Origin of the sequence: Streptomyces sp. NPDC050997, assembly GCF_040660135.1 — a bacterium.
Lineage (GTDB): Bacteria > Actinomycetota > Actinomycetes > Streptomycetales > Streptomycetaceae > Streptomyces.
This window is the reverse complement of record NZ_JBFAGK010000015.1, coordinates 94,502-115,262: the sequence shown is the minus strand read 5'-3', so window position 1 is coordinate 115,262 and position 20,761 is coordinate 94,502. Positions and strand designations below refer to the sequence as shown.

19 protein-coding genes and 1 pseudogene are annotated in these 20,761 nt (G+C 71.3%); 8 read left to right on the top strand and 12 right to left on the bottom strand.

Going from position 1 to position 20,761, the window contains the following annotated elements:
* Nucleotides 1-55 precede the first annotated feature (55 nt).
* Nucleotides 56-2,713, top strand: a complete 2,658-nt coding sequence (locus AB0H86_RS29750; RefSeq protein WP_362445383.1) for a cellulose binding domain-containing protein — start codon at nucleotides 56-58, stop codon at nucleotides 2,711-2,713.
* A 91-nt stretch (nucleotides 2,714-2,804) separates the two neighbouring features.
* On the opposite strand, the gene AB0H86_RS29745 is transcribed toward AB0H86_RS29750, so the two are convergent.
* On the bottom strand, nucleotides 2,805-3,200 hold the full coding sequence (locus tag AB0H86_RS29745; RefSeq protein ID WP_362445380.1) for a VOC family protein: 396 nt from the start codon (nucleotides 3,198-3,200) through the stop codon (nucleotides 2,805-2,807).
* A 245-nt stretch (nucleotides 3,201-3,445) separates the two neighbouring features.
* Between AB0H86_RS29745 and AB0H86_RS29740 the strand changes: the two genes are divergently transcribed.
* Nucleotides 3,446-3,688: a DUF6083 domain-containing protein gene (locus tag AB0H86_RS29740; protein WP_362445377.1), complete on the top strand. Its 243-nt coding sequence runs from the start codon at nucleotides 3,446-3,448 to the stop codon at nucleotides 3,686-3,688.
* Between the two features lie 88 nt (nucleotides 3,689-3,776).
* On the opposite strand, the gene AB0H86_RS29735 is transcribed toward AB0H86_RS29740, so the two are convergent.
* Nucleotides 3,777-5,540, bottom strand: coding sequence for a rhamnogalacturonan lyase (locus AB0H86_RS29735; RefSeq protein ID WP_362445640.1), 1,764 nt, complete (start codon nucleotides 5,538-5,540; stop codon nucleotides 3,777-3,779).
* A gap of 251 nt (nucleotides 5,541-5,791) precedes the next feature.
* Entirely contained in the window at nucleotides 5,792-6,766 is a 975-nt protein-coding gene (locus tag AB0H86_RS29730) for a YafY family protein (RefSeq protein WP_362445373.1), read from the bottom strand.
* Between the two features lie 63 nt (nucleotides 6,767-6,829).
* Here AB0H86_RS29730 and AB0H86_RS29725 point away from each other — a divergent pair, with 63 nt between their 5' ends.
* On the top strand, nucleotides 6,830-7,306 hold the full coding sequence (locus tag AB0H86_RS29725) for a hypothetical protein (RefSeq protein ID WP_362445370.1): 477 nt from the start codon (nucleotides 6,830-6,832) through the stop codon (nucleotides 7,304-7,306).
* Nucleotides 7,306-7,782 carry a hypothetical protein gene (locus tag AB0H86_RS29720; protein ID WP_362445367.1) on the top strand — a complete coding sequence of 159 codons (477 nt, stop codon included), beginning with the start codon at nucleotides 7,306-7,308 and terminating at the stop codon, nucleotides 7,780-7,782. Before AB0H86_RS29725 ends, AB0H86_RS29720 begins: the two co-directional genes overlap by 1 nt.
* Here AB0H86_RS29720 and AB0H86_RS29715 read toward each other — a convergent pair.
* Nucleotides 7,742-8,494: a class I SAM-dependent methyltransferase gene (locus AB0H86_RS29715; RefSeq protein ID WP_362445364.1), complete on the bottom strand. Its 753-nt coding sequence runs from the start codon at nucleotides 8,492-8,494 to the stop codon at nucleotides 7,742-7,744. The genes AB0H86_RS29720 and AB0H86_RS29715 overlap by 41 nt on opposite strands.
* Before the next feature lie 5 nt (nucleotides 8,495-8,499).
* Entirely contained in the window at nucleotides 8,500-8,805 is a 306-nt protein-coding gene (locus tag AB0H86_RS29710) for a 4a-hydroxytetrahydrobiopterin dehydratase (protein WP_362445361.1), read from the bottom strand.
* A gap of 421 nt (nucleotides 8,806-9,226) precedes the next feature.
* Between AB0H86_RS29710 and AB0H86_RS29705 the strand changes: the two genes are divergently transcribed.
* Nucleotides 9,227-10,060 (top strand): helix-turn-helix transcriptional regulator, encoded by an 834-nt coding sequence (locus tag AB0H86_RS29705; RefSeq protein ID WP_362445358.1) that lies wholly within the window; start codon nucleotides 9,227-9,229, stop codon nucleotides 10,058-10,060.
* On the opposite strand, the gene AB0H86_RS29700 is transcribed toward AB0H86_RS29705, so the two are convergent.
* Nucleotides 10,042-10,467: a hypothetical protein gene (locus AB0H86_RS29700; RefSeq protein ID WP_362445355.1), complete on the bottom strand. Its 426-nt coding sequence runs from the start codon at nucleotides 10,465-10,467 to the stop codon at nucleotides 10,042-10,044. The genes AB0H86_RS29705 and AB0H86_RS29700 overlap by 19 nt on opposite strands.
* 259 nt (nucleotides 10,468-10,726) lie before the next feature.
* On the opposite strand from AB0H86_RS29700, the gene AB0H86_RS29695 reads away from it, so the two are divergent.
* From AB0H86_RS29695 to narJ, 3 genes are all read left to right on the top strand, one after another.
* Nucleotides 10,727-11,590, top strand: a complete 864-nt coding sequence (locus AB0H86_RS29695; RefSeq protein WP_362445352.1) for a helix-turn-helix transcriptional regulator — start codon at nucleotides 10,727-10,729, stop codon at nucleotides 11,588-11,590.
* 40 nt (nucleotides 11,591-11,630) lie between these two features.
* The gene (locus AB0H86_RS29690) at nucleotides 11,631-12,446 is read left to right on the top strand and encodes an SAM-dependent methyltransferase (RefSeq protein ID WP_362445349.1); all 816 of its coding nucleotides are present in this window, start codon (nucleotides 11,631-11,633) and stop codon (nucleotides 12,444-12,446) included.
* A gap of 227 nt (nucleotides 12,447-12,673) precedes the next feature.
* Nucleotides 12,674-13,171 carry a nitrate reductase molybdenum cofactor assembly chaperone gene (gene narJ, locus AB0H86_RS29685; RefSeq protein ID WP_362445346.1) on the top strand — a complete coding sequence of 166 codons (498 nt, stop codon included), beginning with the start codon at nucleotides 12,674-12,676 and terminating at the stop codon, nucleotides 13,169-13,171.
* 20 nt (nucleotides 13,172-13,191) lie between these two features.
* Here narJ and dnaK read toward each other — a convergent pair whose 3' ends face one another.
* The 6 genes and pseudogenes from dnaK to AB0H86_RS29655 all read right to left on the bottom strand — a co-directional run bounded on the left by dnaK (nucleotide 13,192) and on the right by AB0H86_RS29655 (nucleotide 20,706).
* A complete protein-coding gene (gene dnaK / locus AB0H86_RS29680) occupies nucleotides 13,192-15,069 on the bottom strand; it encodes a molecular chaperone DnaK (RefSeq protein ID WP_362445343.1) in 1,878 nt (625 codons plus the stop codon).
* Nucleotides 15,070-15,177: 108 nt separating this feature from the next.
* Nucleotides 15,178-15,936 (bottom strand): glycerophosphodiester phosphodiesterase family protein, encoded by a 759-nt coding sequence (locus tag AB0H86_RS29675; protein WP_362445339.1) that lies wholly within the window; start codon nucleotides 15,934-15,936, stop codon nucleotides 15,178-15,180.
* A gap of 7 nt (nucleotides 15,937-15,943) precedes the next feature.
* Nucleotides 15,944-17,332, bottom strand: a complete 1,389-nt coding sequence (locus AB0H86_RS29670; protein WP_362445337.1) for a hypothetical protein — start codon at nucleotides 17,330-17,332, stop codon at nucleotides 15,944-15,946.
* 169 nt (nucleotides 17,333-17,501) lie between these two features.
* Nucleotides 17,502-17,930, bottom strand: coding sequence for an OsmC family protein (locus tag AB0H86_RS29665; RefSeq protein ID WP_362445334.1), 429 nt, complete (start codon nucleotides 17,928-17,930; stop codon nucleotides 17,502-17,504).
* A gap of 86 nt (nucleotides 17,931-18,016) precedes the next feature.
* Nucleotides 18,017-18,431 (bottom strand): annotated as a pseudogene (locus AB0H86_RS29660) (hypothetical protein); the annotation flags it as partial.
* 169 nt (nucleotides 18,432-18,600) lie between these two features.
* Nucleotides 18,601-20,706 carry a phage holin family protein gene (locus tag AB0H86_RS29655; RefSeq protein WP_362445331.1) on the bottom strand — a complete coding sequence of 702 codons (2,106 nt, stop codon included), beginning with the start codon at nucleotides 20,704-20,706 and terminating at the stop codon, nucleotides 18,601-18,603.
* Nucleotides 20,707-20,761: the final 55 nt, after the last annotated feature.

Here is a 20,761-nt window from a genome sequence, read left to right as displayed (position 1 = left end):
CGGTCCTCGCACGCTTTCCTCCTGAACGGCCCTCCCGAAAGGAAGGTCCCCCACCGTGCGAAGAACCCGCATCCTCACGGCCGTGCTGGCGCTGGCGGCCGGTCTGCTCGCGGGCACGCCGCCCGCGCTGGCGGCCGGTCCCGAGCGAGCGTCGATCGCCGCCGACACGTACACCTGGAAGAACGCCCGCGTCGACGGCGGCGGCTTCGTCCCCGGCATCGTCTTCAACCGCGCCGAGAAGAACCTGGCGTACGCCCGTACCGACATCGGCGGCGCCTACCGCTGGCAGGAGTCGACGAAGACCTGGACACCGCTGCTGGACTCGGTGGGCTGGGACAACTGGGGGCACACGGGCGTGGTGAGCCTGGCCTCCGACACCGTCGACCCGAACAAGGTGTACGCGGCGGTCGGCACGTACACCAACAGCTGGGACCCGGGGAACGGGGCGGTCATGCGCTCGTCGGACCGGGGCGCGAGCTGGCAGCGGACGAACCTGCCGTTCAAGCTGGGCGGCAACATGCCCGGCCGGGGCATGGGCGAGCGCCTCGCGATCGACCCGAACCGGAACAGCGTGCTGTACCTGGGCGCGCCGAGCGGCAAGGGCCTGTGGCGGTCGACGGACTCCGGTGTCACCTGGTCGCAGGTGACCAACTTCCCCAACGTCGGCAACTACCAGCAGGATCCGAGCGACACCAGCGGCTACGCCAGCGACAACCAGGGCATCGCATGGGTCACCTTCGACGAGTCGACCGGCACCGCCGGCACCGCGACGAAGACCGTCTACGTGGGGGTCGCGGACAAGGACAACGCGGTGTACCGGTCCACGGACGCGGGCGCGACCTGGACCCGGCTGGCGGGGCAACCGACGGGATACCTCGCGCACAAGGGCGTACTGGACGCGAAGAACGGCTATCTGTACCTCTCCTACAGCGACAAGGGCGGCCCGTACGACGGCGGCAAGGGCCAGCTGTGGCGGTACGCGACCGCCACCGGCACCTGGACGAACATCAGCCCGGTCGCCGAGGCCGAAACCTACTACGGCTTCAGCGGACTGACCGTGGACCGGCAAAAGCCCGGCACCGTGATGGCCACCGCGTACAGCTCCTGGTGGCCGGACACCCAGATCTTCCGCTCCACCGACAGCGGCGCGACCTGGACGAAGGCCTGGGACTACACCTCGTACCCCAACCGCTCCAACCGCTACACGATGGACGTCTCGTCCTCGCCGTGGCTGACCTGGGGCGCGAACCCGTCACCGCCCGAGCAGGCGCCCAAACTCGGCTGGATGACCGAGGCGTTGGAGATCGACCCGTTCAACTCGAACCGGATGATGTACGGGACGGGCGCGACGGTGTACGGCACCGAGAACCTCACCAACTGGGACGGCGGCAGCCAGTTCACCATCAAGCCGATGGTGCAGGGGTTGGAGGAGACGGCGGTCAACGATCTCGCCTCTCCCCCGTCCGGCGCCCCGCTGCTCAGCGCGCTCGGTGACATCGGCGGGTTCCGGCACACGGACCTCACCAAGGTCCCGCCGATGATGTTCACCTCGCCGAACTTCACCACGACGACCAGCCTGGACTTCGCCGAGGCCACCCCGAACACGGTCGTGCGGGTCGGCAACCTCGACTCGGGCCCGCACATCGCCTTCTCGACGGACAACGGGGCGAACTGGTTCGCGGGGACGGATCCCTCGGGCGTGAGCGGTGGCGGCACGGTGGCCGCGGCGGCCGACGGCAGCCGGTTCGTGTGGAGTCCGCAGGGCACCGGCGTGCAGTACGCGACCGGGTTCGGCACCTCGTGGGCGGCCTCCGGCGGAATCCCGGCCGGCGCCGTCGTCGAGTCGGACCGGGTCGACCCCAAGACCTTCTACGGCTTCAAGTCCGGGAAGTTCTACGTCAGTACGGACGGCGGCGCGACCTTCACGGCCTCGTCCGCGACCGGCCTGCCCAGCGGGGACAGCGTGCGCTTCAAGGCGCTGCCCGGCACGAAGGGCGATGTGTGGCTGGCCGGCGGGGCGAGCGACGGCGCGTACGGGCTGTGGCACTCGACCGACGGCGGGGCCTCCTTCAGCAAGCTCTCCGGTGTCGAACAGGCCGACACCATCGGCTTCGGCAAGGCGGCCACGGGAGCGTCGTACCAGACGCTGTACACCAGCGCGAAGATCGGCTCGGTCCGCGGTATCTTCCGTTCCACCGACAAGGGCGCGACCTGGACCCGTATCAACGACGATACCCACCAGTGGGGTTGGACGGGTGGGGCGATCACCGGTGACCCGCGGGTGTACGGCCGGGTGTACGTGGCGACGAACGGCCGCGGGGTGATCTACGGCGACAGCTCGGACGCCGGCGGCGGAACGGATCCCGGGCCGGGTCCGGACCCCACCCCCACCGGTGCCTGCGCGGTGACGTACAAGGTCACCAACCAGTGGTCCGGCGGCTTCCAGGCGGACGTGCAGCTCGCCAACACCGGTTCGAGTGCCTGGAACGGCTGGTCACTGGGCTGGGCCTTCGCGGACGGCCAGAAGGTCACCCAGGCGTGGAACGCCGAGACCGCGCAGTCCGGTACGGCTGTGACGGCGAAGAACGTCGGCTGGAACGGGACCGTGGCGGCCGGCTCCTCAGTGGGCTTCGGCTTCACCGGAAGCTGGTCGGGGACAAACCCGAAACCGACCGCGTTCAAGCTGGGCGAGCAGAACTGCACGTTGAACTGAGGCCGTGGGCGCCCCCGCCCGGGCACGGGACCGGACGGGGGCGCCGCGGGCGGTTGTGGTGTGTGACGGAGTGCGGCTGCCCGCTCTCGGCCTAGTTCTGCGGTGCCAGGGTGCGAAGGACGCAGAACTCGTTGCCCTCGGGGTCTGCCATGACCGTCCAGTTTCGGTCTGGACCCTGGCCCACATCCGTCCTGGTGGCACCGAGGCCGAGCAATCTGGTCACCTCGTCGTCGGTGCTGCCGTCGATCGGGCTGACGTCGAGGTGTAGCCGGTTCTTCACGGTCTTGCCCTCGGGCACCTGGATGAACAGCACAGCGGGCGGCATCTGGCGGGCCTGAACATCCTCGACAGTCGGCACCCAGGAGCCGATCTCGACCTTGCCCTCGCTCCGGTCGATCACCTTGAAGTCCAGCACCGCGCACCAGAATGCCGCGAGCCTCTCCGGATCCTGACAGTCAACGGCCAACTCGGTGAACCTACTTGTCATGACGCTCCCAGATAGCGCGCGGACGGGGCACAGAGTATGGGCTATCCCGTCCGTCTGACGCATCCGAGATTTTCCGTGCCGGAACCTTCGTGTCTACACCGCCTGTCAGGCCGCCGCGGTTGGGGCTGCCGTGCCGGGCGTAGTCCTGAGTTGTCTCGACTGCCGCTCCGCGTCTGCGTGAGCGCAGGGGTCCCGTCTGGTTGGCGCCCCGTTGGGCCGGCCGTTGTCCTGCGGACTCTGTCGGTATGGGGGATTTGGGCGACGCGGCCGTTGGGTTGGACAAGGCGTACGACGAGAATGGCGTTGCCTGGAACGCGGGGGATGCCGAGCCCGCGCCGGGCATGGCGTGCCGGATAGCGCACCGCTTGGCGTGTCCGGGTCTGGAGCCGATGGATCTGTGGCGGTGGCTGACGGCGATGCGGGAAGAGAACGCCCGTAAGGCACAGCGGTTGTTCAACCCGCAAACAGCTTCCCGTCGGTGTCTGTAGCGCTGTCCTGGGTGGACCCGACCGGCGGCCCTCCGAACTTGCCGGAAGGCCGCCTCTTCTTAAGATCGATTATGAATGTTTCCGCAGCTCACGGGGTGTACACCGTCGGCCGGGGCGCGGTCGCCATGCCGTTGCCGATGAAGAAGCTCGGGTGCGGGGGCTGGTTGTAGGCGGTGTTCTGCCAGGCCAGTGCCGTGCGGTACATCGTGTCGTGCAGCAGGGTCGTGATTTTGGTGCCGGTCTCGATCGGCGTGGAGTACACGCGCAGGGCCGTGTCGTTCGACGTCGGCCACACGACCTCCTCGCGCCAGTCGCCGAGGATGTCCCCGGACAGGGACGGGGTCGCCTTGGTGCTGTTGTTGGAGTGGACGTCGGCCCCGGTCAGCAGGCGGGTGTCGCCCGAGGTGCCGTACTTGTCGATGTGGGTGGTGTCGAGGAGTTCGCGGACGGGGTCGCCGTCCCACCAGGAGAGGAAGTTGACCGAGGACGGTTCGCGGCCCTTCGTCGCGCCCGCCTCGTCGCGGATCGAGGTGTCGGAGGCCGACCAGACCTCGGCTCCGTCGTTGCCCGCCCAGATGTCACCGGCGACTCCACGGCCGTTGTCGCAGCAGGCGGCCAGCTTCCAGTCGACCGTGCCGTTCGCCGGGTTGATGTACAACTCGGCGGGCTGGCTGGTCGACTCCGAGACCTTGAAGTACTCCAGGCCGGCGTGCGACGGGTCGAGGTCGCCGAGGTGCTGGGCGTCGCCGTGCCCGGTCTTCGTCGTCCACAGGCCGTTTCCGTTGTCGTCGACCGCCATCGCGCCGTAGACGATCTCGTCCTTGCCGTCGCCGTCGACGTCCCCGACGGAGAGGCTGTGCGAGCCCTGACCGTCGTAGCCCTTGCCGGTGTTGGTGGAGGAGTTGGTGTCGAAGGTCCAGCGGCGGGTGAAGGCGCCGCCCCGCCAGTCCCAGGCCGCGATGACCGTGCGGGTGTAGTACCCGCGGGCCATGATCAGGGAGGGGCGGGCGCCGTCCAGATAGGCGGTGCCGGCGAGGAAGCGGTCCACGCGGTTGCCGTACGAGTCGCCCCAGGAGGAGACCGTGCCGCGGGCCGGGACGTAGTCGACGCTCTGCATCGCCTTGCCGGTCTGGCCGTTGAACATCGTCAGGTACTCGGGGCCGGAGAGCACATAGCCGCTGGAGTTGCGGTAGTCGGCGGACGAGCTGCCGATGACCGCGCCGGTGCCGTCGACCGTGCCGTCGGCGGTCTTCATGGCGACCTCGGCCTTGCCGTCGCCGTCGTAGTCGTACGCCTGGAACTGTGTGTAGTGGGCGCCGGAGCGGATGTTGCGGCCCAGGTCGACGCGCCACAGGCGGGTGCCGTCGAGCTTGACGCCGTCGACGATCGTGTTGCCGGTGTAGCCGGACTGCGAGTTGTCCTTGGCGTTGGTGGGCTGCCACTTGAGGACGAAGTCGAGGGCGCCGTCACCGTCGAGGTCGGCGACGGAGGCGTCGTTGGCCGCGTAGGTGTAGGCGACGCCGTCGGGGGTGGTGCCGCCGGCCGGCGGGGAGATGGGAACGTCCTTGTAGCCGGTGCGCAGTTGGACCGCGTGTACGGAGTCGGCCTGCTCCACACCGCCGACGACCGCGCGGACCGTGTAGTCGGCCTGGGCGGGGGCGCCGGAGTGGAAGTAGTTCGTCGAGCCCGTGATCGGCGTGGAGTTGACCTTCGTGCCCGCCCGGTAGACGTTGAAGGAGACGTCGCCGGGGTCGGTGCCGAGCCAGCGCCAGCTGACCAGGTTGCCGCTGTCGGTGTGCACGCTGACCACACCGCGGTCGAGCTTCTCGACCTGGCGGGCGGTGGCCGCCATGGGGGCCCCTCCCGCGCGAGTCAGTTCGAGCGTGGGGGAGGTGTCGGGGGTGGCGAGCGTGGTGAGTCCGGCGCCGACCAGGGCCGTGGTGGCGGTCAGCGCGCAGAGGAGCACACGGCGTCTGCGGTGCCCACGCGAACGCGGTTCGGAGAGTTCGGAGAGTGGGGGCGGCTGGGGGTGCGGGTGCGGGTGCGGCTGCGGGTGCTGCACGGGACGAACCTCCTGGGGGGACGGACGGGTTCCGTTCCCTGTCAGTCGTCGCCGTGTCCGGCCGGGTTGCCGTACCTTCCGGCCAATTCGGCGACCGTCCGGGCGATCCGCTCACGCAGCTCGGGCGGATGGAGGACCTCGACGCCGGTGCCCAGACGCAGGAACTCGGCGTGCGCGTGATCGACGGACTCGATGGGGACGGTGACGACGGTCCAACCGTCCTGCTCGGTCCAACCGTCCTGCTCGGTACGGCCGTTCACCCTCCCGGCCATCGGGAGCGTCACGCCCGGTGCCAGGCGTACCACCGCCTCGGCCCGATACAGCCGGTCATGGAAGTCACGCTGGTAGGCGGTCCAGTAGGCGGCCAGGTCGAAGCCGTCGGGGCGCGTGAACTCACCCTCCGAGGCCACGAGTCGGAGGATCTGATCGACGCGAAAGGTGCGCGGGCCCGGGCCGGCGACCACGTACCAGCGGCCCGCCTTCAGCACGAGTCCGTACGGCTCCAACCGGCGTTCCACATCGGTGGGTTCGCGCCAACGGCGGTACCCGACACGCAGGACCCGGTTGTTCCACACGGCGTCGGCGACCGCCGGCAGGAACGGCGTCTCCTCGGCCCGCGCGTACCAGCCGGGCGCGTCGAGGTGGAAGCGGCCGCCGACCCGGTCGGCGTGGGCGCGCAGTTCCGGCGGCAGCGCGGCCCGGACCTTGAGCTGGGCGGCGGCCAGGACGGACCCGAGGCCCAGCTCGGCGGCGGGACCGGGGGCACCGGCGAGGAAGAGCGCCTCGGCCTCGCCCGCGGTCAGGCCGGTGAGGCGGGTGCGGTAGCCGTCGAGAAGCCGGTAGCCGCCGGCGTGGCCCGCGTCGCCGTACAGCGGGACACCGGCCGTGCCGAGCGCCTCCACGTCCCGGTAGACCGTGCGGACCGACACCTCCAGTTCCTCGGCGAGCTGGGCGGCGGTCATCCGGCCGCGGGTCTGGAGGAGCAGCAGGATCGAGACGAGTCGGGCCGATTTCACGGTCTCAGGATGCCCGACTTCACTGACACAAGATGTCAGTGAAGCGGCCGTACGGTCCCGTCCATGGCCTTCAAGGAGAAACTGCTGACCGTGCCGCCACCGATCGAGGTAGCCGGTCGGCACATCAAGCGCTACCACGTCACCGCGGACCCGGACGGCATCGCGCCGGACGTGGAGAAGGCGGCCTACGCGATCCTTCCGGAGCTGCTGCCGGAGCCGGACGGAACTCCGCCCGCGACCTTCGTCGTGCTGCACCGGGGCGGTGACGACGGCGCCTATCTGAACGCGTACAGCTGGGTGTGGGACAACGTCCTGCACTTCCGGGGCGCGTCGGCGGGCCAGCCGGTCCTCGGCTGCCCGGACCGCGACCCCACCCACTTCGTCCGGCCCGACCTGCCGTGGATCGGCTGCGTCTGGGAACTGCCGCCGATCCTGCACGAACGAGACGCCTGGGTACGGCATCTGCTCGCTCCCCAAGTCCCGGACCTCGACGCCTACTTGAGCGACTCACTGCCCGCCGGAACGACTGGAGACCGCTGATGAGCGGCCCGCACGACTTCGACTTCTTCCACGGCGAGTGGGAGGTCCGCCACCGCCGCCGCACCGACTTCCTCGACCCGGACAGCGGTTGGGAGGAGTTCTGGGCCACCAGCCGCTGCTGGAGCCTGTTCGACGGGGCCGCGAACATCGACGAGCTGGACGTGCCGAGCCAGGGGTGGAAGGGGCTGACGCTGCGGCTCTACGACCGGGAGACCGAGCAGTGGTCGCTGAACTGGTCGTCCAGCCGCAGCGGAAGACTGTTCCCGCCGGTGACCGGCCGTTTCGAGGGCGAGCGCGGCGAGTTCCACGGCGACGACACGCACGACGGGAAGGAGGTGCGGGTGCGGTTCGTGTGGTCGGGGATCTCCGACATCACGGCACGCTGGGAACAGGCCTTCTCGGTGGACGGCGGGGAGACGTGGGTGACCAACTGGGTCATGGACTTCGGTCGGGCTTCCGGAACCCCAGCACCCTGAACACCGGGTCGGCGCGCGGCCGGTCCTGGTCGGGGAGGGTCGACAGACGCGCGGCGAACCGTTCGGCCAGGGGGTCGCCGGGCGGGAGCCGGCTGAACCAGCCGCGCCGCAGGTCCGCGACCGCACTGCGGGGGCTGCGACCCTGACCGAGGCCGGGGAAGCGGGCCCGGCCGACCGGGTCCAGTCCACAGGCGACCGCGCACGACACCACGGCGTCGGTGGCGTCCTGGGCCGGCCCGCGCGGGCGCTGGGCGAGCACGGCGTCGATGTCGCTGCCCACGTCGTGCGCGGCGGCCTTGTCGACGGTGGTGACGTAGGCGCCGCCGGGCCGCAGCACCCGGGCACACTCGGCGACGACGGTCCGCACGTCGTCGGCCGTGCCGAGCAGGTGCAGCAGCCAGACGCTGGAGACGGCGTCGAAGCTCCGGTCGGGGAACGGCAGCCGCCGGCCGTCCGCCAGGACGATCGCCCCGGGCAGGCGTTCGGCGGCCGTCCGGGCCATCGCGTACGTCAGGTCCACGCCCGCGACCCGTAGGCCGGGGCGGGCCGCGGCGAACCGCCGGGTCACGATCCCGGTGCCGCAGGCGACGTCGAGGAGCCGGTGGGCGCGGTCGGGGATCAGGCCGAGCACGGTGTCGGCGGCCGCAGCGGCTCTGGGCTCGCCGCCGCGGGTGACGTCGTAGGCGGCGGCCTCCTTGTCGTAGTCCAGCACCGGCGTCAATGGGCGCCGTGGGCGGGGGCGAGCTCCTGCACCTTGCGGGCGAGCTCGAAGTCCAGCTCGGTCACGGCGCCGCCCACGCTGTGCGTGTTCACGCTCAGGGACACCCTGTTGTAGCCGAGGGTGAGGTCGGAGTGGTGGTCGAGCTCCTCCTGGACCTGGGCGATGTGGACGACCAACGCGGTCGCGGCGAAGTGCGTGCCGAGCCGGTAGGACCGGGTGAGGCGGTCGCCGTCGACCGACCAGCCGGGCAGTTCCGCGAGCCGGTCCTCGATCTCCTTCTGCGACAGCGGTTCCACGGGCATGGCCTCGCTCCTTCCTGAATTCCGGGTGCCTCTTCAGCCTGCCACAGCTGGGCTGCTTCGGCCCTGGTCAGACGGGTTCCCGATGGTCAGGAGCGGACACTTCCCCAGCGGACACTCCCCCAGCGGGGGTACCGCCAGTCGCGAGGTCGCCTTGCCGGGCGCCCGGCAAGCTGCCGCAGAGGGAGCCGGTGGAGTCGCTGTCGCCGCAGTGGTCGGCGGACAGCGGCAGGGCCCCTCATTGACCCGGGGCTCGGCGAGGGCGCGGTACACGCCGACGTCGGGGGCCTCCTCTGCGGCCCGGCCGCGGCACGGGCGGGACCTCCTCGTGGCCGGGGTGGCGCTCCAGCTCACGCGGGCGCACACTTCCCCGGCTGCCGGTGACTCGGCGCCTGGCGACCGTTCCTCGGCTACGGTCGTCCGTATGACCATCGTCGCGTCCGAGGACCCCGCGCCCGGCACCGCACCCACGGACCGGGGCGTCGGCCCGCTGCTGCGGGCCTGGCGGGAGGAACGGCGGGTCAGTCAGCTGGAGTTGGCGTTGCGGGCGGACTCCTCGGCCCGGCATGTCAGCTTCATCGAGACGGGCCGTTCCCGGCCGAGCGAGGAGATGGTGCTCAGGCTGGCCGAGCACCTGGAGGTGCCCGTCCGGGAGCGCAACGCGCTGCTGCTGGCGGCCGGGTACGCGCCCCACTACCCCGAGACCCCGCTGGACGACCCGGCACTGCGGTCCCTGCGCGAGGGCATGGAGCGCCTCATCCAGGGCTACGAGCCCTACCCGGCGCTCGTGGTCGACGCGATGTACAACGTCGTCGCGGCCAACCGGGGCATCCTGATGCTGCTGGACGGGATCCCGGAGTCCCTGCTCGCCCCGCCGCTGAACGCGATGCGACTGACCCTCCACCCGGAAGGCCTGGCGCCGCGGATCCGCAACCTCCGTGAATGGCGCGGGCATCTGCTCGCGCAGATGGGGCGGCAGATCGCCCTGCGGCGTTCGGAACGGCTGCGGGCGCTGTACGACGAGGTGTCCGCCTACCCGGTGCCGGACAAGGACGACGAGACCGGTCAACCGGACGAGCCCGTCGCCTATTTCGCGTTGCCGATGCGGATCGAGCACGAGGGACGGACACTCTCGTTCGTCTCCTCCATCTCCACCTTCAACACCCCGATGGACGTGACCGTCGCCGAGCTGGCCATCGAGACGCTGCTCCCGGCCGACCCGGCGACGGTCAAGTACCTTCACTCACTGCTGTCCTGACGCCTCCTCAGAGCAACGTGCTGGAGGAGGGCGAACACGCCCACGGTGAGCGCTTGGAGCACCGTCCACACCGCGCCCGCCGTGGTGGGCGACAGCCACAGGCCGAGGGCGGCGAAACTCAGCGCCGCCCAGGCGAGGTTGGCCTCGACGACACCCCGGACCAGTGGCGCGGCCGGGCGGGAGCGGGCGGCGAGCAGGCCGACGGCCGCCGCGTACACCGTGAGGAACGCCCCGAGGACGAGCAGCAGTTCGGAGTCGGCGCCGAGGAAACGGCCGAGCGGGCCGGCGGCGGCGAGGTAGGCGAGCCCGTTCACACCGGTCACCGCCGCGTCCAGGGCGAGGAAGCGGCGCAGCGCAGTGTGCGGGTCGAAGGTCCGGGCGAGCGCGGCGAGTTGGGTCGCGGACATGACGAATCACCCTCCGTCGAGGTCGGTCGGGGCGGCTGGAACCCGGATTCCGGACCGGAGTGCGCCGGCCCGGAATCCGGTGTCACCACGATCCCGCGCGCCGTGGGGAGCGTCGATTACCCCGGAAGTAATGGGCCACGCCGCCGCAAGTCGGTACCCGTGTGGCGTGTGCCTCGGTTTCGGCCCGGAGGGACTGATGAGACCGGCGGCGGAGCATGACACACTGCATCCGAACTTCGACGCGTAGGGGAGGCGTGGCGTGAGTGAGCGGCGTCCGGCGCCCACCGTGGGTCAGGTGGTGCTCGGCAGGCGTCTGCAGGAACTGCGGGAGGCGGCCGGCCTCAAACGCGAGGAGGCCGCGCAGGCGCTGCGGGTGGCCCCCGCGACCGTACGGCGGATGGAGATGGCCGACGTCGCGCTCAAGATCCCGTACGTGCAGGTGCTGTTGGAGACCTACGGCGTCGCCGAGGACGAGGCGGTCGCGTTCGTGGCGCTGGCCGAGGAGGCCAACCAGCCGGGCTGGTGGCAGCGGTTCCACGACGTGCTGCCTGAGTGGTTCAGCATGTACGTGAGCCTGGAGGGCGCCGCCGGGATCATCCGCTCCTACGAGCCGCACTTCGTGCCGGGTCTGCTGCAGACCGAGGACTACGCGCGCGCCGTACTGGAGGCGGGGACGATCGGGCAGACGGGGCCGGGAACGATCGACCGGCATGTGTCGCTGCGGATGGCGCGGCAGGAGCTGCTGGAGCGGCCGGACCCGCCGCGGCTGTGGGTGATCATGGACGAGACGGCGCTGCTCCGGCCGGTGAGCATCCACGGCGAGGTCATGCGCGACCAGCTGGACAGGCTCCTCCAGCTCGTGGAACGCGACCGGATCACCCTCCAGGTCGCGGAGTTCGAGCAGGGCCCGCACCCGGGTACGTACGCGCCGTTCTCCCTGTTCCGCTTCGCCGAGCCGGAACTGCCCGACATGGTGTTCACCGAGTACCTCACCGGCGCCCTCTACCTGGACTCCCGCAAGGAGGTCGCCGCGCATCTGGAGGTCCTGGACCACATGTCGGCGCGGGCGGCGTCGGCGGAGCGCACGAAGCAGCTCCTGCGGGAACGCCGCGAGGACTTCTGATGCCGCACGAGCGGCCCGACTGTGCATGGAGAGGTACCCCATGACCGGATCCGACACCGAGCCCGTCCGCATCGACACCAGCCGGCCGCATCCTGCCCGGGTGTACGACTGGTGGCTGGGTGGCAAGGACAACTACCCGGTGGACGAGGACCTGGCCCGGAAGATCCTGGCCGTGGACAGCACGGTGCTGCGCGGGGCGCGGGCCAACCGCCGGTTCATGCAGCGGGCGACCAGGGTCGCCGCCGAGGCCGGGACACGCCAGTTCCTGGACATCGGCACGGGCATTCCCACCGAGCCGAACCTGCACCAGGTCGCGCAGGGGGTCGCCCCGGAGTCGAAGGTCGTGTACGCGGACAACGACCCGATCGTGCTCCGGCACGCGGAGGCGCTGTTACAGAGCACCGCCGAGGGCACCACGACGTATGTGCACGCCGATGTCCGCGACCCGGACACCATCCTGCGTCTGGCCTCCGCGAACCTGGACCTGTCGCGGCCCGTGGCCCTGTCGCTGGTCGCGCTCACCCACTACCTGGGCACCGATCCGGACGGCGACGACGTGTACGGCCTGCTCGAACGGTACGTCTCCGCGCTCGTCCCGGGCAGCTACCTGATCCTGTCGCAGGTCACCCCGGATCTGAACCCCGAGGCGATCGAGCGGGCCGCGGAGCACTTCCGCCGCGCCGGCACCCCCTTCCATCCGCGGTCGCTGGCGGAGTTCTCCCGGTTCTTCGACGGCCTGGAACTCCTCGGCCCCGGCGTGATCCCGGTCTCCGGGTGGCGGCCGGAGCCCCAGGACGTGGCGGTGCAGGCGGAGGGCATCGTCCCCGTGTACGCGGGAGTCGCCCGCAAGCCCTGACCCGTACGGGCGCCGTCAGCGGGTGCGCTCCCCGGCCCCACCCTAGGTTCGAAGCAGCCCGGGCGAACATCGCCTGCCACGGCACCAGGGAGCGCACGTGACCGACACCGGGACACCGCCCACGCCGCCCTCCGCTGCCCGCGGGTCGAGGTGGGTCCGCGGACGGGGTGCGTGGAGAACGTCCACGCGCCGCTCCGGCGGCGGACCACGGACGCCAAGGAGGCACGATGCCCTCGGACGCTGTGCTGTACCAGGCGGCGGCGCTGTGCCTGACGTACCCGGACGACGACTTCCGGGCCCGGCTGCCGCTGTTGCGTGAAGCGGCCCCGCAACTGCGGGAGTTCACCGACCACGCGGCGGTGACTCCGGCGCCGGAACTGGCCGCGCACTACGTCCGGGTCTTCGACTCGGAGAACCGGCACAGCCTGTATCTGACCTGGTGGCGGGGCGGGGACGCCCGGCGGCGGGGCATGGCGCTGGACCGTTTCAAGGAGGTCTACCGGGAACACGGCCTGGAGTTCGCCGGCGAGGAACTGCCCGACTTCCTGCCCTCGGTACTGGAGTTCACGGCCCGCACCGGCGACACCGGCCTGCTCACCGGGCACCGTGACGGCCTGGAGCGACTGCGCGTCCGGCTCACCGGCCTCGGCACGCCGTACGCCACCGTCCTGGACGCCGTGTGCGCCGCGTTGCCGACCGCGCCCACCGGGACGACGCGCCCCTGACCACACCCGTCGGACAGGTCTCAGGCCGCACCGCCGTCCTTCCGGTCCTGGTCCTTCTCGTCGTCGACGATCTCCGCGTCGACCACGCCGTCCTCGTCCTGCGGTGAGCTGTGCGCGCCCTCGGAGCTGCCCTCCGTCGGGGTCTGCTGGGCCTGGGCGTACATGGCCTGGCCCATCTTCTGGCTGACGGAGGCGAGTTTCTCGACGCCCGTGCGCAGCGCGTCGGTCTCGGCGTCACCTTCCAGGAGCTGCCTGACGTCGGCGACTGCCGACTCGACCTCGGTCCGGGTCTCGGCGGGGACCTTGTCCTCGTTCTCGCGGACGAACTTCTCGGTCTGGTAGACGAGTTGTTCGGCCTGGTTGCGGGTCTCCGCCGCCTCCCGGCGTGCCCGGTCCTCCTCGGCGTACTGCTCCGCCTCCCGCATCATGCGGTCGATGTCGTCCTTGGGCAGGGCGGAGCCGCCGGTGACGGTCATCTTCTGTTCGCGGCCGGTGGCGAGGTCCTTCGCCGAGACGTGCATGATCCCGTTCGCGTCGATGTCGAAGGCGACCTCGACCTGCGGGACGCCGCGCGGGGCGGGCGGCAGGCCGGTGAGGTCGAAGACGCCGAGCTTCTTGTTGTACGCGGCGATCTCACGTTCGCCCTGGTAGACCTGGATGCCCACCGAGGGCTGGTTGTCGGCGGCGGTGGTGAAGATCTCCGAACGGCGGGTGGGGATCGTGGTGTTGCGTTCGATGAGCTTCGTCATGATGCCGCCCTTGGTCTCGATGCCCAGGGACAGCGGGGTGACGTCGAGAAGCAGGACGTCCTTCACGTCGCCGCGGATGACGCCGGCCTGGAGGGCCGCGCCGACGGCGACGACCTCGTCGGGGTTGACGCCCTTGTGCGGGTCCTTGCCGGTGAGTTCCTTGACCAGGTCGGTGACGGCGGGCATACGGGTCGAGCCGCCGACGAGGATGACGTGGTCGATCGCGGCGAGCTTGATGCCGGCGTCCTTGACCGCCTGGTGGAAGGGGGTCCTGCAACGGTCGAGGAGGTCGGAGGTGAGCTCCTGGAACTGGGCGCGGGTCAGCTTCTCGTCGAGGTGCAGCGGGCCCTCGGCGGAGGCGGTGATGTAGGGCAGGTTGATCGTCGTCTCGGAGGAGCTGGACAGCTCGATCTTGGCCTTCTCGGCGCCCTCGCGCAGCCGCTGCAGGGCCATCTTGTCGTTGCCCAGGTCGATGCCGGTCTGCCCCTTGAAGCGTTTGACGAGGTGCTCGACGACCCGCTGGTCCCAGTCGTCGCCGCCGAGGTGCGTGTCACCGTTGGTGGCCTTGACCTCGATGACCCCCTCGCCGATGTCCAGCAATGACACGTCGAAGGTGCCGCCGCCGAGGTCGAAGACGAGGACCGTCTGCTCCTCGCCCCGGTCGAGGCCGTAGGCGAGGGCCGCGGCGGTCGGCTCGTTGATGATCCTCAGGACCTTCAGACCGGCGATGTCCCCGGCCTCCTTGGTGGCCTGCCGCTGACTGTCGTCGAAGTACGCCGGCACAGTGACCACGGCGTCGGTGACGTCCTCGCCGAGGTAGGACTCGGCGTCCCGCTTCAGCTTCTGCAGCACCCGCGCGGACAGCTCCTGCGCCCGGTAGCGGGTACCGTCGATCGAGCCTTCCTGCGGGAAGCGCCAGCTCGTTTCGCCCATGTGCCGCTTGACCGAGCGCGCGGTGCGCTCCACGTTCGTCACGGCCTGCCGCTTGGCGACCTCCCCGACGAGCACCTCGCCGTTCTTGGCGAAGGCCACCACCGACGGGGTGGTCCTGGCGCCCTCCGCGTTCGCGACGACAGTGGGTTCGCCGCCCTCCAACACGGCCACCACCGAGTTCGTGGTCCCCAGATCGATTCCGACCGCACGTCCCATCGCTGTTCCCTTCCACCGCACCAGGGAGCCGACCCTCCGCACTCCAGCAGAAAACCTGAGTGCGCTCTTGTCAATCGGTGGCTCCTGTCAAGGGACAGATACCCCGGATCAGGACGATGGGTACCCCGCCGGGCGCTCGTCGTGCCGGCCGCCGCGCAGGGCGAGGGCGCGCCGAGGGCGGTCGGTGACCAGGACGTCGACCCGCGGGTCGGCCAGGAACGCCCGCATCGGGAGGTCCTCGTTGATCGTCCACACCATGCTGAACAGGCCGTGCCGGGCCGCCTCGCGCAGCACACCCGCACGGGCCAGCCGGTGGTGCACGGCGACCCCGTCCGCTCCGCAGGCACGGACCCGCCGCATGGGCAGCAGCTCGCTCAGCCGGGTGGCGGCGAGGCGGGCCGGAGCGATGTCCCGGCGGTCACGGCCCAGCGACAGGGCCGTACGCACCCGGGGGAAGCCGCGCGCGATGGCGGCGACGGAACGATCCTCCAGGGTGGTGGCGACGAAGCCGTCGACGCCGAGCAGCGCGATCGCGCGGTCGATCACCACGTGCTCGTACCCGACCTCCTTGAGGTCCAGGTGCCCGGCCAGCTTCCCGGCGATCAGGGACATGACGTCCTCCACGACCGGGACGGCGTATCCGGCCCGCTCGCAGAGCTCGGCGTGGGTGATCGTCGACAGGGGCGGGCCGGCGGGTCCGACCCGGGGGTCGTGGAAGACGACGAGGACACCGTCCGCGGTACGCCGGATGTCGAACTCCACGTACTCGGCGCCGGAGCGGATCGCGTCCTCGTACGCCTCCCGGGTGGCGGCGCCGGAGTGTTCGGATCCGCCCCGGTGTGCGGACACGGCGGGTCGTCGCGGCATCGGCGGGTCAGCTCCCGGACGGGGATCGGGGCGCGGGCACCGGGGCGGGCCGGCCGTCGGACGGGGACAGGAGGGAGCCGGAGCGTCTGCTGACCCTCCGGAGCAGGGCGTATCCGATCACGACGAGGACCACGAAGGGAAGCCAGGCCAGCGCGTACGCCGTGCCGTAGGTGCCGAGGTCGAGGATGGAGCGGTCGGAGTGGACGTTCGTGCCGTTGACCCCGAAGAACGTCAGCAGCAGGGTCGGCGGCAGCGCGATCAGGGTGGCCGCGGCGACCAGGGCGGAGACGGTCCGGTCACGGCGGTCGTCGCGCTCGGCGAGTTCGGCGTCGAGGGCGGCGGAGCGGGCGCTGATGACGGAGGTCAGCCGCTCGACCATGCGCGCGGAGTTCTCCAGGCTGTCGCGGATGCCGAGGGTGTCACGCAGGGAGGACTGGAAGGCCTCCATCAGCATCTCCGGGATCAGCAGGCTGTCCACGTACGCCTCGACGCCGAAGGCCAGGTCCAGCTGGAGTTCGTTCACCCCGGCCGACAGCCGGGAGATGAGGGAGCGGACCTCGTACGGCGAGTCCGTCATGGGGGCCCGCTCGTTGGCGCGCATGGTCTCGAAGGCGGCGAGACGGGTGCGCTGGAGCACGGCGAGGGCGGAGATCATGCCGACGGCGACCAGGATCAGGCCGTTCTCGACGTGCGGGGCCCAGCCGGCCTGGACGGAGACTCCTCGGCCGTGCGCGGAGAGCGTGACGCCGTGGTTCCTGAGGTTGGGCGGCAGGGTGTCCTCGGCGTCGGACGTGCGATGCGCGGGCAGCCGGCCGCGGTAGACGATCTCGTTCAGCAGGGCGGGCCTGCGGGTGGCGTCGGCGAGGTCCCCGCTCAGCAGGTCACGCTGCAACCGCCCGCCGGGAAAGACGAGTTGGTGGACGTTCTGACCGTAGGCGAGCGGGTCCGGCAGGGCGAGCCGTTCGTTGACCACGTCGAGCAGCGGCCGCTCGCCGAGCCGGATGCGCCGACGGTCGAAGCAGGTGTCCGCCAGCCAGGCGGCGAGGGCGTCGGGCGCGGTGTCCGCGGCGAAGCCGCAGTCCACGACGAGGGTCACATCGCCGCGTGGGGTGGCCAGGACCAGGAGTTCGGCGGCTGCGAGGGCGAGACCGTGGTCGCCGTGCGGCGGCCGCAGTTCGTCGGGGGTCAGGCGCGCGGTGAGGACCGGCACGGGCAGGACCGCTTCGCTGGACCTCAGATGGGGTTCGAAACGGCCGAAGTCCAGCCGGTCGACCAGCACGCCGGACGCGGTGTTGCGCGGGCGGGCCCGGCCGTCGAGGCTGAACAGCAGGACCACGCGGGTGAGTTCACGGGTCGCGGAGTCGAGCACCGTCGTCCCGCTGGAGGTTCCCGCCACCGCTGTGTCCTTCCACCGCCCCGTCCTTCCGCCGCCGTCAGCTACTTACCCGGGTCGGTGTCGGTGAACCGGCGGGGCGCGCCCACCGGCTGGGAGCACCACCGGCCGGCGCACCCGCCGGACGCCCCGGTGCGGGGCGTCCCGGCGGATGTCCTGTCCCGGGCGCCGGTCAGGCGAGCTTCGCGGACAGCGTGATCGGTACGGCCTTCAGGGCCTGGCTGACCGGGCAGTTGACCTTGGCCTGCTCGGCGGCGGCGAGGAAACCGTCCTCGTCGAGGCCCGGCACGGTGCCCTCGACGGTGAGGTGGATGCCGGTGATCCCCTCGCCCGGCTGGAAGTTGACGTCGGCGGAGGTGACGAGCTTGGTGGGCGGGGTGCCGGCCCCGGCGAGGGCGTGCGAGAACGCCATGGAGAAGCAGCTGGAGTGGGCGGCCGCGATCAGCTCCTCGGGGCTGGTCTTGCCGTTCGCTTCCTGGGTGCGGGCAGCCCACGTCACCGGCTGTTCGCCGATGGCGCCGGAGGAGTCGAAGGTGACAACGCCGTTGCCCTCGAGCAGGTTGCCTTCCCAGACGGTATGTGCGGAGCGCGTAGTGGCCACGGTCAGTCCTTTCATATGGTCCCGGTTACGGGATTACGGCACCATCCGATCACACTCCGGCTCAGCGCACGCGAAAGACCGGCCCCCGCGCGCTGCAACAGGTCGATGCCCGGTTGCGGCACGGTGCCGCCACGGCCATGCACCCGCACCCGGCCCGCGATGTCGGTCACGGGCAGACAGCCGGCGTCGTGCGGTGCCGCGTCGCAGAACACGACCCGCGCGGCCGGTACGTCCCGGGCCTCGGCGTACGACGCGATCGCGCCCAGCGCCTTGCCGAGCGGTTCCCGGTTCAACGATCCGGAGGTGTCGAGGACGACGCCGAAGGTGCGGCGGGCGATCTCCTCGGGCGGGAAGTACCGTCCCGCGCGGGGATGTCGGGGGTGGCCGCCTGCCGGCCTGCCGGCGTGCCGGACGGGCGTAGGTCCGTACCGGCTCCGGGCGGGGCACGAACTCGTCGAACCAGCGGGCGAGTCGGGCGTCCCACGGCAGCGGCGGGCGCGTCGGTGCGCGACCTCCGATGCGAACAGTGTGGGCGCGTCGGTCGGCGGGGGACGGTGAGGCCGAGCCGGGCCCGGTCCACCCGTGCGCCGAGCGCCGCCGCGGTGTCCGGGTCCAGCCCGAGCGGCGGCACCGCCCGGGGCGCACCTGGTTTTCCGGCGGGGACGTGCGGTCAGGCGGCTCGTCGTTCCTGGCGCTCGGTCAGCGGGACCTGGGGGCCGTCCGTCTCCTCGAGCCAGCGGCGCAGCACGTGGTGGATGTGTTCGGCTCCGGCGAGTTCCGCGCCGTTCTCGACGGGTGCCGACAGGTCGAGCGGCGACAGCAGGAAGGCCTTGGCCTGGGCGCCGCCGAGACCGCCGTGGGAGCCGATCTGCTCCTCGAAGGCGAGGACCTCGCCCTCGGCCGGGTCGTACCAGGAGTTGACCATGATGTCGGCGGTGTGCGGGAAGGAGTGGGTGCGGCGGACGGCGTCGGCGGCGCCGGGCCCGAAGTCGGCGAGCGGGCCGGGGTTCTCGTCGAGTTCGTCGAGCGGGATCTGCTCGCCGAACGGACCGAGGACGACCCCGCCGTGCTCCTCGCTGCGCACCAGCAGGAAACCGACGCCGGGATGGTTGGCGAGGGTCGACAGCAGGGCGGGGTGGCGGGCGTCGATCTCCTCCTTGCTCATCCGGTGCGGCACGTCCGGGAAGGAGACCAGGCCCAGGTTGCCGGAGGCCAGCACGATGGGCTCCGAGCGGCGGCTGGAGGGCCGGTACTGCTCGGCGCGCTCCTCGACCGGCCGGCGCAGTGCGGCGCGCACGGCCGCGCGGGCCTCGGCACCGCTGTGCGTACGCCGCGCCCGCCGCGGCACGGGCAGCCCGGAACCGGCCCGCACCAGGTCGCCGAGGGTGAGGCCGTAGCGGGTGCGGAAGGTCTCGCCGGGGCTCTGTCCATGGTCGGACAGCACCACGATCCGGTACGGGCGAGGGGCGTGCTCGGCGACGTTCTGGATCAGGGCGAGGGAGCGGTCGAGGCGTTCGAGGACCTTCTCGGCGTCCCGGCTGATCGGCCCGGAGTGGTGGGCCACCTCGTCGTACGCGACGAGGTCGGCGTAGACGGCGGTACGTCCGGCGAGCATGTCGCCCATCACCGCGGCGACGACGACATCGCGTTCGACGACGGTCGCGAACGCGCGGATGAGCGGGTAGAGGCCGCCGCGCCCCACCCGGGGCCGGACCTTGCGCGCGCGGGCCCGGGTGGACTGGCCGATCTCGCGGCCGACCTCGGCGACGAAGGACATGGCGGTGCGCACCGCGTTGGCCGGGTCGGAGAAGTAGGCGAAGTAGCCCGCCCTGGAGCGGGTCTCGCGGCTGCGCCGGCGGGCGGCTATGGACAGTACGAGGGCCTGTTCTTCGGCGCCCCCGGAGAACAGGTTGCCGCGGCTGGCCCCGTCGAGGGTGAGCAGTCCGGTGTCGCCGGTGGCCTCGATGGCGCGGCGCTGGAGTTCGGCGGCGCTGGTCGGGCGGTTGCAGACCATCACCTCCTCGCGGTCCTTCTCGTACCAGCGGAAGGCGGGGATGTCGTGGTTGCTGCCGTGCAGGATGCCGAGTTGGCTGGCGCCGGTCTGGCTGGACCAGTCGGTGCGCCACGGGGTGAGCCGATGGGTGGGGCCGCGTCCGGTACCGACGCCGACGCCGATGCCGGTGGCCAGCCAGCGGGCGACGGTGGGCATCAGCCCCTTGCCGACGGCGTCGAGCAGCAGGTCGTGGCCGACCCCGTCGAGCTGGACGAAGACGGTGCCTTGAGTGGAGGGGCAGGTCGGGCCGGATCCGCGACGGCGGTCGGCGAGGCGGTACAGACGGCTCCGGTAGGCGTCGTCGTCGCGGACGGTCAGCGCGGCGCCGGTCGCGGAGGCGACGGCGGACATCACGGCGGCCACCACGACCGCGGTCTCCGGAGCGGCGTCGCCCTGCTCGGTGGGGTTCAGACGCAGCGCGAGCAGGAGCAGCGCGCCGTTGAGGAAGAACACCAGCAGCCCGAGCACGAAGGCGGGCACCAGCAGCATCAGCCGTATGAGAAGGGGCCAGACGAGAGCCGACAGGAGGCCGAAGGCGCCGGCGCCGAACGCGGCGGTGACGGCGATATGGGTGGCGCTGTCATCGTGCGCGGACTGGAGCCGGAAGTCCGGCAGGATGCCCGCCAGGACCAGCATCGTGAGGGTGGAGACGATCCACACCGCGACGCTCCGCCCGACCTGACTCGCGACCCGTCGCCAACGCTCTGATCGCACGCCCCGCACACCTCACGTCCCAGCCCGTCGCCGGTGCGGGCCCTGAGCCAAGCCTGTCATACCG

Bases quoted from the DNA above. Each gene is read 5' to 3' on its own strand.
- AB0H86_RS29700 (WP_362445355.1), bottom strand. From the start codon at position 10,467: ATGTCCGCGACCCAACTCGCCGCGCTCGCCCGGACCTTCGACCCGCAC.
- AB0H86_RS29690 (WP_362445349.1), top strand. From the start codon at position 11,631: ATGACCGGATCCGACACCGAGCCCGTCCGCATCGACACCAGCCGGCCG.
- dnaK (WP_362445343.1), bottom strand. From the start codon at position 15,069: ATGGGACGTGCGGTCGGAATCGATCTGGGGACCACGAACTCGGTGGTG.
- AB0H86_RS29735 (WP_362445640.1), bottom strand. From the start codon at position 5,540: ATGGCGGCCACCGCCCGCCAGGTCGAGAAGCTCGACCGCGGTGTGGTC.
- narJ (WP_362445346.1), top strand. From the start codon at position 12,674: ATGCCCTCGGACGCTGTGCTGTACCAGGCGGCGGCGCTGTGCCTGACG.
- AB0H86_RS29710 (WP_362445361.1), bottom strand. From the start codon at position 8,805: ATGCCCGTGGAACCGCTGTCGCAGAAGGAGATCGAGGACCGGCTCGCG.
- AB0H86_RS29720 (WP_362445367.1), top strand. From the start codon at position 7,306: ATGAGCGGCCCGCACGACTTCGACTTCTTCCACGGCGAGTGGGAGGTC.
- AB0H86_RS29740 (WP_362445377.1), top strand. From the start codon at position 3,446: ATGGGGGATTTGGGCGACGCGGCCGTTGGGTTGGACAAGGCGTACGAC.
- AB0H86_RS29705 (WP_362445358.1), top strand. From the start codon at position 9,227: ATGACCATCGTCGCGTCCGAGGACCCCGCGCCCGGCACCGCACCCACG.
- AB0H86_RS29745 (WP_362445380.1), bottom strand. From the start codon at position 3,200: ATGACAAGTAGGTTCACCGAGTTGGCCGTTGACTGTCAGGATCCGGAG.
- AB0H86_RS29675 (WP_362445339.1), bottom strand. From the start codon at position 15,936: ATGCCGCGACGACCCGCCGTGTCCGCACACCGGGGCGGATCCGAACAC.
- AB0H86_RS29725 (WP_362445370.1), top strand. From the start codon at position 6,830: ATGGCCTTCAAGGAGAAACTGCTGACCGTGCCGCCACCGATCGAGGTA.